Annotated in this window: 13 protein-coding genes; 12 read left to right on the top strand and 1 reads right to left on the bottom strand. The window is 59.7% G+C overall.

The genetic code is table 11. The annotated features are described in order from the left end of the window. Nucleotides 1–42 precede the first annotated feature (42 nt). Complete coding sequence (locus OCV58_RS02510; protein ID WP_095629585.1) at nucleotides 43–1,188, top strand: acyl-CoA dehydrogenase; 1,146 nt, start codon at nucleotides 43–45, stop codon at nucleotides 1,186–1,188. A gap of 140 nt (nucleotides 1,189–1,328) precedes the next feature. On the opposite strand, the gene OCV58_RS02505 is transcribed toward OCV58_RS02510, so the two are convergent. After that, a complete protein-coding gene (locus OCV58_RS02505; protein ID WP_087478793.1) occupies nucleotides 1,329–1,532 on the bottom strand; it encodes a zinc-ribbon domain-containing protein in 204 nt (67 codons plus the stop codon). 302 nt (nucleotides 1,533–1,834) lie between these two features. Between OCV58_RS02505 and OCV58_RS02500 the strand changes: the two genes are divergently transcribed. From OCV58_RS02500 to OCV58_RS02450, 11 genes are read left to right on the top strand one after another with little or no spacing between them, the layout of a single operon-like run. Beyond that, nucleotides 1,835–2,086 (top strand): TM1266 family iron-only hydrogenase system putative regulator, encoded by a 252-nt coding sequence (locus OCV58_RS02500; protein WP_087478794.1) that lies wholly within the window; start codon nucleotides 1,835–1,837, stop codon nucleotides 2,084–2,086. A 10-nt stretch (nucleotides 2,087–2,096) separates the two neighbouring features. Then, nucleotides 2,097–2,861: a nucleotide-binding protein gene (locus OCV58_RS02495; RefSeq protein ID WP_154876847.1), complete on the top strand. Its 765-nt coding sequence runs from the start codon at nucleotides 2,097–2,099 to the stop codon at nucleotides 2,859–2,861. Continuing rightward, a complete protein-coding gene (locus tag OCV58_RS02490) occupies nucleotides 2,858–4,162 on the top strand; it encodes a nitrogenase component 1 (RefSeq protein WP_154876846.1) in 1,305 nt (434 codons plus the stop codon). The genes OCV58_RS02495 and OCV58_RS02490 overlap by 4 nt, the downstream gene beginning before the upstream one ends. Beyond that, on the top strand, nucleotides 4,159–5,190 hold the full coding sequence (locus OCV58_RS02485; RefSeq protein ID WP_154876845.1) for a nitrogenase component 1: 1,032 nt from the start codon (nucleotides 4,159–4,161) through the stop codon (nucleotides 5,188–5,190). The genes OCV58_RS02490 and OCV58_RS02485 overlap by 4 nt, the downstream gene beginning before the upstream one ends. Before the next feature lie 3 nt (nucleotides 5,191–5,193). Then, on the top strand, nucleotides 5,194–7,485 hold the full coding sequence (hypF, locus tag OCV58_RS02480) for a carbamoyltransferase HypF (protein ID WP_154876844.1): 2,292 nt from the start codon (nucleotides 5,194–5,196) through the stop codon (nucleotides 7,483–7,485). Nucleotides 7,486–7,503: 18 nt separating this feature from the next. After that, nucleotides 7,504–7,710, top strand: coding sequence for a HypC/HybG/HupF family hydrogenase formation chaperone (locus OCV58_RS02475; protein WP_087478799.1), 207 nt, complete (start codon nucleotides 7,504–7,506; stop codon nucleotides 7,708–7,710). Further along, nucleotides 7,710–8,768: a hydrogenase formation protein HypD gene (gene hypD, locus OCV58_RS02470; protein ID WP_154876843.1), complete on the top strand. Its 1,059-nt coding sequence runs from the start codon at nucleotides 7,710–7,712 to the stop codon at nucleotides 8,766–8,768. Before OCV58_RS02475 ends, hypD begins: the two co-directional genes overlap by 1 nt. Next, nucleotides 8,761–9,765, top strand: coding sequence for a hydrogenase expression/formation protein HypE (gene hypE / locus OCV58_RS02465; RefSeq protein ID WP_154876842.1), 1,005 nt, complete (start codon nucleotides 8,761–8,763; stop codon nucleotides 9,763–9,765). The genes hypD and hypE overlap by 8 nt, the downstream gene beginning before the upstream one ends. Nucleotides 9,766–9,785: 20 nt before the next feature. Next, nucleotides 9,786–10,541, top strand: a complete 756-nt coding sequence (locus tag OCV58_RS02460) for a nucleotide-binding protein (RefSeq protein ID WP_154876841.1) — start codon at nucleotides 9,786–9,788, stop codon at nucleotides 10,539–10,541. Between the two features lie 4 nt (nucleotides 10,542–10,545). Further along, complete coding sequence (locus OCV58_RS02455) at nucleotides 10,546–11,877, top strand: nitrogenase component 1 (RefSeq protein WP_154876840.1); 1,332 nt, start codon at nucleotides 10,546–10,548, stop codon at nucleotides 11,875–11,877. After that, nucleotides 11,868–13,121, top strand: coding sequence for a nitrogenase component 1 (locus tag OCV58_RS02450; RefSeq protein ID WP_154876839.1), 1,254 nt, complete (start codon nucleotides 11,868–11,870; stop codon nucleotides 13,119–13,121). The genes OCV58_RS02455 and OCV58_RS02450 overlap by 10 nt, the downstream gene beginning before the upstream one ends. Nucleotides 13,122–13,128 lie beyond the last annotated feature (7 nt).

The following is a 13,128-nucleotide window of genomic DNA, read 5'->3' as shown; positions in this document are numbered from 1 at the left end:
TATAGTATGTATTAGGAAATATTTTTAGGAGGAATATTACTCATGGATTTTAAACTCACAGAAATGCAGCAAGACATTGCCAATCTCGCCAAAGATTTTGCTACAAAACGCTTGGCTCCGACCGTAAAAGAACGCGACGAAAAGGAAATCTTCGACCGCGCTATCCTCGATGAAATGGGCACCCTCGGCCTCCTCGGCATTCCCTGGGAAGAAGAAAATGGCGGCGTTGGCGCCGACTTCCTCAGCCTGGCCGTTGCCTGCGAAGAAGTTGCCAAAGTTGACCCCTCCATCGCCCTGAGCTTCGAAGTTCACACCATGCTCTGCTCCTGGCCTATCTGGAAGTTCGGCACGGCAGAACAGAAGGAAAAATATTTGAAACCCCTGGCAGAAGGCACGAAGCTCGGCGCTTTCGGCTTGACGGAACCCAACGCCGGCACGGACGCCCTCAACGGTTCCTCCACGGCTGTTAAGGAAGGCGACTACTACATCCTCAACGGATCCAAGGTCTTCAACACCAACGGCGGCGAAGCCGACGTAACCATCGTATTTGCAGCTACGGATAAATCCAAGGGCGCGAAGGGCATGAGCGCGTTCATCGTTGAAAAAGGCATGGAAGGCTTCACCTACGGCAAACAGGAAGTCAAAATGGGTATCCGCGCTTCCGTACAGCGCGAACTCGTATTCCAGAACGTTAAAGTTCCGGCAGCCAACCTCCTCGGCAAAGAAGGCGAAGGCTTCAAGATTGCGATGATGACCCTCGACGGCGGCCGCGTAGGCGTCGGCGCACAGGCTCTCGGCATCGCCGAAGGCGCATACAACGAAGCTGTTAAATACGCGAAAGAACGCGTTCAGTTCGGCAAACCCATCGCTACGAAGCAGGCTATCGCCTTCATGCTCGCTGACATGAAGCTCAAGATCGAAACGGCTCGCCTCGCCGTATACAAAGCAGCCTGGAAGATGGGCCAGCCCGACGTGAAGTCCTACTCCATGGACGCGGCTATTGCTAAGAAATACGCTTCCGACATCGCGATGCAGGTTACGACGGACGCCGTACAGGTCTTCGGCGGCTACGGTTTCACCCGCGAATACCCGGTAGAACGGTACATGCGCGACGCTAAGATCACTCAGATCTACGAAGGCACGAACCAGGTACAGCAGATGATTATTTCCGGCGCTATCCTGAAATAATTCGGCAGGACCTCTTTAGAAATACGCATTCACATAGTAGAGTACGAAAACGCTTATAGAAAAATCGCTTGTAAAAAAGGAGCCGCAGTTTCGCTTGCTGCGGCTCCTTTTATCATATACGGGGAATTGTGGCGGATAGGCTATTGCAGAAAGACTCTCCAAAGGCCGATGATCAAGAATATCATGACGATGATAAAGCTGACGACCCGGGTCTTGGAGAAAATTTTCGGATTGTTCTGCATGTTTTTCGGCGGCGCCGGCGGCGGGACGATTTGCTTCGTGCCGCAGATGGGGCACATGAGGACGCCGTCGCGCAGCTCTGTGCCGCAGGTAGGACAAATCACGGTATCATCTCCTATTTCTATATATCACTATTACTATAGGGGGATAGGCGGGGGCTGTCAAGAGGCGGGCCGGCGGAATGTATTCTCCCCTAAATTGATATACATTTCCCTCGTTTTTTGCTATAATAAATAAAACACGTGCTCCAGAAGGACTTCTGATGGAAAACGTCATAGGCATGCAGCCGTACTTATCTGCAAAGAAGAAATTCTGCGCAGGCGAGGCGAAAGCACGTATACTTGGAAGCTACGAGGCTCTGTGTTTTCGCACAGAGTCTTTTTGTTCATACAAAAGGAGGAAGACTATGGAAACAAGATTAGCCCTTATCGGAATCATCGTAGGCAAGCGGGACGAGACGACGAAGCTCAACGAGCTCCTTCACGAATACGGCGAGTATATCGTCGGCCGCATGGGCGTTCCGTACAAGGATAAGGATATCAACGTCATCAGCATTATTATCGACGCGCCGCAGGATACGATCAGCGCCCTGTCGGGAAAGCTCGGCATGCTTCCCAACGTGAGCACGAAGACCATCTATCCGCCGCTGCCGCAGTAGAGGTGAGACCATGCTGAAACTTGCGATTTACGGCAAAGGCGGCATCGGCAAGTCGACCATGACCAGCAACCTGGCGGCGGCCTTCGCTTATTTGGGAAAGAAAGTCATACAAATCGGCTGCGACCCCAAGGCCGATTCGACGCTGAACCTGCTGGGCGGCAAGCTGCTCGAGCCGGTCATGAATTACCTGCGCGAGCACGACGACGACCCGCAGACCATCGAAGAGATTTCCCGCGTCGGCTACGGCGGCGTCCTGTGTATCGAGACGGGCGGCCCGACGCCGGGCTTAGGCTGCGCCGGCCGGGGCATCATCGCCACCTTTGACTTGTTGGAAGACATGGGATTGTTTGAACAGTACGAGCCTGACGTCGTATTGTACGACGTGCTGGGCGACGTCGTCTGCGGCGGCTTCGCCGCGCCGATCCGCGAGGGCTACGCCGATCAGGTCCTCATCGTCACGTCGGGCGAAAAGATGGCTCTCTATGCGGCGAACAACATCAACACGGCCGTCAAGAATTTCTCCGACCGCAGCTATGCGAAGGTCAAGGGCGTTATCTTGAACCGCCGCAACGTGCCGGGAGAAGAAGAAAAGGTCCGGGCTTTCGCGGCGGAACGGGGGCTGGCTATCGTCGGCGATATTCCCCGCAGCGACGACATCAACCGCTTTGAGGAAGAAGGCAAGACCGTCGTCGAGGGCAATCCGGAACTGCCCATCAGCCAGGTGTTTATCCAGCTGGCGCAGACATTATGGAAAGACAAGGATACTGCGATATGATACAACGAAAACCCTATGCGATTACTGTCAGGGAGCTCGCTAGGCGAGGCCGCGGCGATATTCCGTCGGACCTCGTGTCGTCGGCTCACCTCATTTACAATTCGCCGGCGGCCCTGGCCTTTAATTCGCCCGGAGCCCAGGGCTTCGGCGTCAAGCGGGCCGGCCTGGCCATTCCCGGCTCGGTCATGCTTCTCGTCGGCCCGGGATGCTGCGGCCGCAATACGACGATATTGAGCGAAATGGGCGGCTACAGCGACAGGTTTTTCTACTACATCATGGATGAAACGGATATCGTGACGGGACGCCATCTGCGGAAAATTCCCCAGGCCGTGGCCGAAGTCGTCGAAGCCCTGCCGCAGGAGCCGACTGTCGTCATGATCTGCATGACCTGCGTCGACGCCCTGCTGGGCACCGACATGGAACGGGTGTGCCGCAAGGCCGAGGCTAAGGTGGGCCTGCCCGTCGTGCCCTGCTATATGTACGCCCTGACCCGCGAAGGCCGCAAGCCTCCTATGGTCGACGTGCGCCGGGCCATTTACTCCCTTCTCGAAAGGGACGACCGCGACAGCCGCACCGTCAATATATTGGGGCATTTTGCGCCGCTCCGCGATACGTGCGAGCTCTACGGCGTCCTGCGCCAGCTGGGCATTCGCCGGATAAACGAGATTTCCCGCTGCCGCGATTTCGCCGAATATAAGGCCATGTCCAAGGCCAATTTCAACGTCATCCTCCATCCCGAGGCGCGGCTGGCCGCCCAGGATATGGAAAAGCGGCTGGGCATTCCCAGCATCGAGCTGACGCGGCTGTACCAGATCGACAAGATTCGCAGCCAGTACCAGGCTTTTGCCGGCGCCTTAGGCGGGGCCGCAGACGATACGGTATGGTATGACGAAGCGGCGGCCGACGCGGCGGAAGCGGCGAAGCGGTACGGCGGCACGACCATTGCTGTTGGGGAAATGCAGAACGGCAACGCCTTTGAAATGGCCCTGGCCCTGACGCAGTACGGCTTTGTGGTTAAGGAGATTTACGCCAGCGTGTCGCCCTATGATTTCGCCTATATCCGCCGCTTGGAAGCGCTAAGCCCCGACACGGAGGTATACTCTAATTTGTCGCCGTCGATGCTGTATTACGAAGGCGGGGACCATCCCATCGAGCTGACGATCGGCAAGGACGCGGCTTATTATCACGACGATGCGGCCCATGTCTTTTGGGACGAAGAGATTCAGCCCTTCGGATACGACGGGCTGCGGGAGCTGCTGCGCCAGATTTCGGCGGCATTGGAAGGGAGGACGGCCCGATGAAAGGTCTTTGGAAATATATATCGCCCTTTGCGCCGGACCAGTCCGGAGCGGCAGCGGTGATGTACGGATTAAACGGCATCGTCGTCATCTGCGACGCCGGCGGCTGCGCCGGCAATATCTGCGGCTTTGACGAGCCGCGCTGGTTCAGCGGCGGCAAGAGCGCCGTATTCAGCGCCGGCCTGCGCGATATGGACGCCATCCTGGGCCGGGACGACCGGCTGGTGGCGAAATTGGCCGACGCGGCCCGGCAAATCGACGCCTCCTTCGCCGCCATCGTCGGCACGCCTGTGCCGTCGGTCATCGGCACGGATTACCGGGCTTTGAAGCGCATGGCCGAGAAGGAGCTGTCCATCCCAGTCGTCACGCTGGATACGACGGGCATGGAGCTGTACGACGCAGGCATCGAAAAAGCGTACGATACGCTGTTCAGGGCCTTTGCCGACTCGTCTATGCAGGCTGAAGACGGCGTCGTCGGCATCATCGGCGCCGTCCCCCTGGACCTCATGCATCCCCGCGACAGGGAAGGCATCGTCGGCGCCCTTCGGGAAGAGGGCTGGCGGCAGGTATGGCTGTACGATACCTTCGGCGAGATTGCCCAGGCCGGCAAGGTCAGCCGCAATATCGTCGTGTCGCCGTCGGGCCTTCGGAGCGCGAAGTACTTGAAAGAAACCTTCGGCACGCCCTACGAATTCCGCTATTTCGGCTTGGAATCGGTGCTGCCGGAGGGGCTCGACCTTTCCGGGACGTCGGTCCTCATCGTCCATCAGCAGACGGCGGCCAACGCTATGCGGGAGCTGGCGGAACGGCGGGGTGCGAAGGCCGTCACCGTCGCGTCGTGGTTTATGGAGCCCCAGGAATGGCGCCGCGAAGGAGACGTCCTGCTGAAAGAAGAAGACGATTTCCGCAGCCTGGCCGATAACGACGCCTTTGATATCGTCATGGGCGACCTGTATTTTAAGAAAGCCCTGCCCCATTTCCGGGGCGTCTATATAGATTTTCCCCATTTTGCCGTATCGGGGAGGGAATAAGCCATGAAGACGGAACGGATCTGCGTGTTCGGCATCGTCCAGGGCGTAGGCTTCCGGCCCTTCGTGAGCCGTCTGGCGGCGAAGCACGGCTTGGGCGGCACGGTCTGCAATAAGGGCTCGTATGTAGAAATCGTCGCTCAGGGAGCGGACGACGCCGTAGAGGCCTTCTGCCGCGACTTGCCGGAATTGGCTCCGGAGCGGTCGGCTATCTTGAACATCGACCGGTCGGCGGCAGAGCCGAAGTCCTATTCGTCCTTTGACATCGTAGAAAGCGCCAGGGAAGAAGGTCATATCTTCGTCTCTCCCGATATCGCTGTCTGCGACGCCTGCAAGGCCGAGCTCTTCGACCCGTCGGACCGGCGCTATCTCCATCCCTTCATCAACTGCACGGCCTGCGGGCCGCGCCTGACGATTCTCGACGCCATGCCCTATGACCGGGAACGGACCAGCATGGGCGCCTTTCCCATGTGCCCGGCCTGCGAATACGAATACACCCACGCCGAAACGCGGCGCTACGACGCCCAGCCGGTGTGCTGCAACGACTGCGGCCCCGAAGTGTATCTGCTGGGCCGGACGGAACGGCGCAGGGAGGCCATTACGGAGGCCCGGCGCATCATCGCAGGCGGCGGCATCGTCGCCGTCAAGGGCATCGGCGGCTTTCATCTGTGCTGCGATGCCGGGAACGAAGACGCTGTGCGCCGCCTGCGCCAGTCGAAGCACCGCCCCGTCAAGCCCCTGGCCGTCATGATGCGCGATATGGACGTTGTCCGGCGCGAATGCGTCGTCGAAGCCGGCGAAACGGAGATACTGGACGGATGCCAGAAGCCGATTCTGCTGTTGCGCAAAAAGGAGGGCGGACGGCTGTGCCCGTCTATTGCACCGGGCAATCCCAAGGTCGGCGTCATGATTCCCTATGCGCCCCTGCAGCTCCTGCTGTTTACGTACGACGACGGCGTCGCCATGCCCGATTGCCTGGTCATGACCAGCGCCAACGAGTCGGGTGCGCCGATTTGCCGGACCGACGACGACGCGAACAAGGAATTGTCGTCCCTGTGCGACGCCGTGTTGTCACATAACCGCCGCATACGCCTGCGGGCCGACGATTCGGTCATGGACTTTTTCGATGGCGAACCGTATATGATACGCCGTTCCCGCGGCTACGCGCCCCTGCCCTTTTTCGTCGGCCCCGACGAGGGAAAGCAGGTGCTGGCTGTCGGCGGCGAACTGAAAAATACATTCTGCCTTGCCAAAGGCAATTTATATTACCTGTCGCCGTACATCGGCGATCTGAGCGACGCGCGGACCGTCGACGCCCTGCGCGAATCGGTGGAGCGCATGGAATCGCTCCTAGAAGCGACGCCGTCGGCCGTCGTCTGCGATACGCATCGGCAGTACAATTCCGTCGCCGTTGCTGAGGAATTGGGATTGCCGGTCCTGAAGGTACAGCATCATTACGCCCACGTCTTGTCGTGCATGGCCGAGAACAATTACCTCGAGCCGGTCATCGGCGTTTCCTTTGACGGCACGGGCTACGGCGGCGACGGCACGATTTGGGGCGGCGAAGTGCTTTTGGCCGACGTGCACGGTTACAGCCGCTTTGCTTCCGTCGCGCCCTTCCATCATGTCGGCGGCGACGCAGCGTCCCGCGAGGGCTGGCGCATTGCCGTAAGCCTGCTGTACGACAATACGGGACGGAATAAGGAACAAACGGCGGCTCTGGCTGAAAAGCTCCGTCTCTGCAGCCGGGAAGAATTGCAGGCCCAGTTTTTCCTGGCTGACAACGGTGTCAACACGGTCATGTCGACCAGCGCCGGACGCCTCTTTGACGGCCTCAGCGCCGCCCTGGGCCTGTGCCGGCAGTCGACCTTTGAAGGACAGGGGGCTATGGCCCTCCAGTTTGCCGCTGAAGCGTGGGAGCAAACTCACGGAGAAGAGGCTGTCGTCCCCGTCCCGCTGGAACGGCTTTCCGATCGATACGCCCTGGCGACGCAGCGCGTTTTCGACGAATGCGTCCAGTCGTATGTAAAGCACGGCGACGCCGGCAGGGAGGCCTATGCCTTCCATAAGGCCTTAGCCGGCATGGTGCTGGCAGCGGCCCGGCAGGCTCGGGAAGAGACGGGACGGAACGCCGCAGCCTTGAGCGGCGGCGTCTTTCAGAATACGCTGCTCCTGCGCCTGTGCTGCCGGGCCTTGGAACGAGATGGATTTACGGTACTGCGTCATCGCCTCGTGCCGCCGAACGACGGCGGCCTGGCCTTAGGGCAGGCTCTGTACGGCATGTACCATCTGCAATAGATTGAAGGAGGAATTACGATGTGTGTAGGATTACCAGCGCGAGTAGTTACGATAAAGGACGGCATGGCCTTAGTCGACGCGTCCGGCGCGCGGCGCGCCGTGTCGGCCGAGCTCATTGACGAGCTGGACCCAGGCGATTACGTCATGGTCCATGCCGGTATGGCTATCGCCAAGATTACCGATACGGACGATCATGAAATGGACGATATCCTGGAGGACTTGTGATGGCAGAAGGAAAGAAGAAATCGGCGATGGACATCATCCGAAGCTACGACGGGCCGCCGGTGCGCATTATGGAAGTCTGCGGGACCCATACGCACGAAATATTCCGCTTAGGCCTGCGGCAAATTCTGCCCAAGGAGGTCACGCTCATTTCCGGGCCGGGCTGCCCAGTCTGCGTGACGCCGGTCAGCTTCATTGACGAAGCTATCTGGCTGGCGCTGGAACGAGGCGTTACGATTTGCACCTTCGGCGACCTGGTCCGCGTGCCCGGCTCGGAAGGCAGCCTGGCCACAGCCCGCAGTCAGGGGGCGAGGGTAGAAATCGTCTATTCGCCTGTCGATGCCTGCAGCTATGCGGCGGCTCATCGGGATGAACAGGTCGTATTCCTGTCCGTCGGCTTTGAAACGACGACGCCGGCAGCCTGTCTGGCTGTCAAAGCGGCAGCGGAACAAGAATTGACTAATTTTTCGATATTAACAGCGAACAAGACGATGCCCCAGGCCTACGAGGCCCTCAAGGACAGCGCCGACGTGTTCCTCTATCCGGGCCATGTCGAAGCCGTCATGGGGACGAAGCACTGCGAAGGACTGGCAGAGCGGGGGATTTCCGGCGTCGTCGCCGGATTTACGGCGAAAGAGCTCTTGACGGCCTTTGCCGTCATCTTGGCGAAATTTCCTCAGGGAAAGCCCTTTTTCAAAAACTGCTATCCCCGCGTCGTCACGGCAGAAGGCAGCTTGCCGGGCCAGCGGCTCATGGCGGAGGTCATGGAGCCCTGCGATTCGGAATGGCGCGGCCTCGGCATGATTCCGATGTCGGGCCAGCGGCTGCAGAAGCGGTACGCGGCTTATGACGCGCGGCAGAAATACGACGTGCCGCCTATGACCGGGCGGGCCAATCCGGCCTGCCGCTGCGGCGACGTCCTGCAAGGAATCTGCACGCCGCCGCAGTGCCCCGTATTCGGCAAGGGCTGCACGCCGGAGCATCCCGTAGGGGCCTGTATGGTATCGCACGAAGGGGCCTGCTCGGCCTATTATCAATATGGAGGCGGAAATCATGAATGACGTAGTGACGCTGGCCCATGGAAGCGGCGGCAAACAGACGGCGGAATTAATCGATACGGTATTTAAAGCTCATTTTTCTAATCCTGAATTTACGGCCGACGACGCGGCCCTCTTGTCCGTCGGCGGCGCAAATCTGGCCTTTACGACGGACGGGTTCATCGTGTCGCCTCCTGAGTTTCCCGGCGGCAACATCGGCAAGCTCAGCATCTGCGGCACCGTCAACGACCTGGCCTGCATGGGCGCAAAGCCCCTGTACATGACCTGCGCTTTCGTCCTGGAAGAAGGCTTTCCCCTAGCGAAGGTGGAAGCATACGCCGCGGCCATGGCCAAGACGGCGGCTGAGGCGGGCGTGCGCATCGTCGCCGGCGATACGAAGGTAGCCGGCAAGGGACAGGTCGACGGCCTGTTCATTACGACGACGGGCATCGGCCTGGCGACGGAAGGCGTCCATTTGTCGGGCGCCCAGGCCCGGCCCGGCGACGCTGTCATCGTCAGCGGCGATATTGGCCGTCACGGCTGTACGATCTTACTGGCCCGCAGCCAGTTCGGCATCGACGCCGACGTAACCAGCGACTGCGCTCCTTTGTGGGGAACCGTGCAGTCCATGCTGGAAACGACGAAGGACATTCACGTTATCCGCGATGCGACCCGCGGCGGCGTCGGTACGGTCCTCCACGAAATTGCCGCCCAGAGCGGCGTCGGCATCCGGCTGGACGGCGCGGCGATCCCCGTCGCCCCGTCGGTCCGCGGCGTCTGCGGCATGCTGGGCCTGGAGCCCCTGTATCTGGCCTGCGAAGGCCGTCTGGTCATCTTCGCGCCGAAGGATAAGGCTACGGCCATCGTGGAAACGCTGCGGCAGGGGAAATACTCCGGCGAAGCGGCGATTATCGGCGAAGTGACGGCAGAGCGGCCGGGACGGGTCGTCGTCCGCACGGAAATCGGTGCGGAAACGCTGCTGCCGCCGCCGGGCGGCGAATTGCTGCCCCGCATTTGCTGAGAAGACGGAGGATGTAACCTATGATAAAAATTGCTGTATATGGAAAGGGCGGCATCGGCAAGTCGACGACGGTCTCCAACATGGCGGCGGCCCTGGCGGAACGGGGACTGAAGGTCATGCAGATCGGCTGCGACCCGAAGGCCGACTCGACGGCGGGCCTTCACGGCGGCGCGGCGATTCCTACGGTTCTCGACCTCATGAGGGACAAGGGCCGGGATGTTTCCTTAGACGAGATGACCGTCGCCGGCTACGGCGGCGTCGTCTGCGTAGAAGCCGGCGGCCCTGCGCCGGGCCGGGGCTGCGCCGGCCGGGGCATCATTGCCGCCCTGGATCTGCTCAAGGCCAAGGGGGCCTACGAGGTATATCAGCCCGACGTCATTTTCTACGACGTCCTGGGTGATGTCGTCTGCGGCGGTTTTGCCATGCCCATGCATAAGGGCTATGCCGACGCCGTGTTCATCGTCACGTCGGGAGAAAACATGGCCATCCATGCGGCGGCCAACATCGCCATGGCCGTCGAATCCTTTAAGGGCCGGGGTTACGCCCGCTTGGGCGGCCTCATCCTGAACCGCCGCAACGTAACGAACGAAGAGGAAAAGGTACGGGAACTGGCCGGCGACATCCACTCGGCTGTCGTCGGGACGCTCGACCGAAGCGAGACCGTGGCTCAGGCGGAAGAATTGGGAAAGACCGTCGTCGAAGCCTTTCCGGACAGCCCCATGGCCGGCCAGTACCGGGCCCTGGCTGACGCCGTCTTGGCGGCGGCAAAGAGGTGATACGATGCTGAAACGAATTAACGGACGGGAAGACACGTCAGGAGCCTGCGTCGCTATAAAAGACGCTGTATTTCCCGGTATTTTTTACGACGGCCTTCAGTATACGCCGCCGGCCCGGGGGACATGGAACATCGTTCACACAAATATGCTCGTCCCCGGTTCACATCAAATCTATATATGCGCTCTCGGCTGCCTGCGCGGCGTCGTCCTGACGGCAGCCGAAATGGGGGCGATGGAACGGTTTTCCTCTATCGTCGTCGAAGAGCATCATTTATACGACGGCACTATGGAAGACTGCATCGTCGACGGCGTCGGCGAAATCCTGCAGGGGCTGCTGCCCTATGTGCCGACGGCCTGCTTCATCTATCCGGCATGTATTCATCATTTCATGGGCTGCGATATGGACGACATATACCGCCGCTTAGAGGAGGCCTATCCGCAGACGCGCTTCGTTGCCTGTTGGATGGACCCTATCCGCCGTCATTCCGATTTGACGGCGGAAATGCGGACGCGTCGGCAGTTGTACAGCCTGCTGGAAAAGGGCCCCATCAATCCTAAATCGGTCAACATCGTCGGCAGCAATCTCGCCGTGCCCCAGGACTGCGAGCTGGCGCTGCTGCTGAAGCAGAACGGTTTTATCCTGCGGGAACTGCCGGTCTGCAAGACCTATGAAGATTATGAAAAAATGGCCGAAAGCATATTGAATATCGGTCAGGAGCCCTACGCCCGCGGCCCCTTGGAAGATATGGAACGGGAATTAGGACAAAAAGGGCTGTATCTTTCCAACAGCTTCGGCTACGACGAAATCATCGCCAATCTCCACGCCGTCGCCGACGCCCTTCAGCTGCCGCGGCAGTCTTATGACAGAGAAGTGGAGCAGTGCGAGCAGGCCTTTGCAGCGGCCAGGGACATCATCGGCTCTATGCCCGTCGCCATTGACAGCGCCGCTGTGTTCCGGCCCTTTAGCTTGGCGAAGACCTTGTTGCAGCACGGCTTTGCCGTCCGGCGCGTCTATACGGACGGCGTAAGCGGCGAAGACGGCGACGATTTCTTCTGGGTACAGGAGCACTATCCTGATCTGGAGCTGTATTCCATGCGCCACGCCAAGATGCGCCGCATAGACCGCCATACAGACGTGCCTATGCTGGCTATAGGACAAAAAGCGGCCTATTTTACGGGGACGGCCCATTTCGTCGATATGGCGGAAAACGGCGGCCTCCGCGATTTCCGCGGCATTCGGACGCTGCTGGACTGGATGACCGAGGCTTTCCAGACGGAAAAGGAAGCCCGCGAATCGATTAACCTGAAAGGATGGGGGTGCCGGTCATGTGTATGAAAGAAGCCGTAAGCCGTATATCGACGTACTCTGCCGACACCTTCGGCGTCTGCTCGTCCCTGTATGAGCTCGGAGGCATGGTGGTCATTCACGACCCGTCGGGCTGCAACTCGACGTATGCGACCCACGACGAGCCGCGCTGGTACGACCAGGACAGCCTCATCTTCATCTCCGGCGTCACCGAAATGGACGCCATCATGGGCAACGATGACAAGTTCGTCCACGACGTCGTGTCGGCGGCCCGCGATTTTTCGCCGAAATTCATCGTCATCCTGTGCACGCCTGTGCCGCTCATGACGGGAGCCGATATGGACGCCCTGGCGGCGATGATTGAAGAACAGACGGGCATCCTGACGATGGCCTCGACGACGAACAACATGAATCTGTACGACAAGGGCATCGCCTGGGCTATGGGGATGCTGGCCGAACGAATCGTCAAAGACGTGCCTGCGCCAGTACCGGCCGGGCCCATGTGCTGCTCGTGGCAGCCTGAATTTGCAGCCTGCGGCGCGGGAGCATCGGCTAAGCCGCTGCGGGTCAACGTCATCGGCGCGACGCCTCTCGATTTTTCCTATAACGGCAGCGAAAAGTCGATGAAGCGGTTCCTGCGCCGCAGCGGCTTTTCCCCGTGCAGCGTCTGGGCCATGGGCAGCCCGCTGGAAGAAATCGAAATGGCCGGCCTGGCTGACGTCAACCTCGTCGTGTCGGCAGGTGCTGTCGAAGGGGCCAAGGTCATGAAGAAGCGCTTCGGCATGCCCTATGTCGTCGGCGTTCCCATCGGCCCTTATATGCAGGAAGAAATCGCCCGGGGACTGCGCCGCGCCGCGGACACGAAGGAAGATATCTACGTCTGCGCCGACAGCCGGGCCGATTGCAGCGAAGCCGATACGATTATCATCGGCGAAAGCGTCTATTCGGCGTCTCTGGCGGCCGCTCTGGGCCGGGAAGGCCAGGCGGCGAAGGTGTACTGCCTGCTGAACGAGTGGCCAGGCGTCTTGGGAAAAGAAGACATCTTTGTTTCTTCAGAAGGCGATCTGCGCTGCCGCTTAGCGGGCTGGACGGGGACAGTCATCGCCGATCCCTTGTACGGGCCTGTCGTTCCGGAGAAAGCTCATTTCGTCGGCTTAGGCCATACGGCCTTTTCCGGGCGGCTGTACCAAAAGGTCATCCCGAATCTGATCGATGATTTCGAATCCTTTGTCAAAAAGGTCAATGATTTCGCCGCCTTGGTTCATACGGTATAAGAGGGGG

This window comes from Megasphaera stantonii (genome assembly GCF_025567065.1).
GTDB lineage: Bacteria > Bacillota > Negativicutes > Veillonellales > Megasphaeraceae > Megasphaera > Megasphaera stantonii.
The sequence above is the reverse complement of the archived record's forward strand: the minus strand, read 5'-3'. Positions and strand labels throughout refer to the sequence as shown.

Bases quoted from the DNA above. Each gene is read 5' to 3' on its own strand.
- OCV58_RS02510 (WP_095629585.1), top strand. From the start codon at position 43: ATGGATTTTAAACTCACAGAAATGCAGCAAGACATTGCCAATCTCGCC.
- OCV58_RS02500 (WP_087478794.1), top strand. From the start codon at position 1,835: ATGGAAACAAGATTAGCCCTTATCGGAATCATCGTAGGCAAGCGGGAC.
- OCV58_RS02495 (WP_154876847.1), top strand. From the start codon at position 2,097: ATGCTGAAACTTGCGATTTACGGCAAAGGCGGCATCGGCAAGTCGACC.
- OCV58_RS02490 (WP_154876846.1), top strand. From the start codon at position 2,858: ATGATACAACGAAAACCCTATGCGATTACTGTCAGGGAGCTCGCTAGG.
- OCV58_RS02485 (WP_154876845.1), top strand. From the start codon at position 4,159: ATGAAAGGTCTTTGGAAATATATATCGCCCTTTGCGCCGGACCAGTCC.
- hypF (WP_154876844.1), top strand. From the start codon at position 5,194: ATGAAGACGGAACGGATCTGCGTGTTCGGCATCGTCCAGGGCGTAGGC.
- OCV58_RS02475 (WP_087478799.1), top strand. From the start codon at position 7,504: ATGTGTGTAGGATTACCAGCGCGAGTAGTTACGATAAAGGACGGCATG.
- hypD (WP_154876843.1), top strand. From the start codon at position 7,710: ATGGCAGAAGGAAAGAAGAAATCGGCGATGGACATCATCCGAAGCTAC.
- hypE (WP_154876842.1), top strand. From the start codon at position 8,761: ATGAATGACGTAGTGACGCTGGCCCATGGAAGCGGCGGCAAACAGACG.
- OCV58_RS02460 (WP_154876841.1), top strand. From the start codon at position 9,786: ATGATAAAAATTGCTGTATATGGAAAGGGCGGCATCGGCAAGTCGACG.
- OCV58_RS02455 (WP_154876840.1), top strand. From the start codon at position 10,546: ATGCTGAAACGAATTAACGGACGGGAAGACACGTCAGGAGCCTGCGTC.
- OCV58_RS02450 (WP_154876839.1), top strand. From the start codon at position 11,868: ATGTGTATGAAAGAAGCCGTAAGCCGTATATCGACGTACTCTGCCGAC.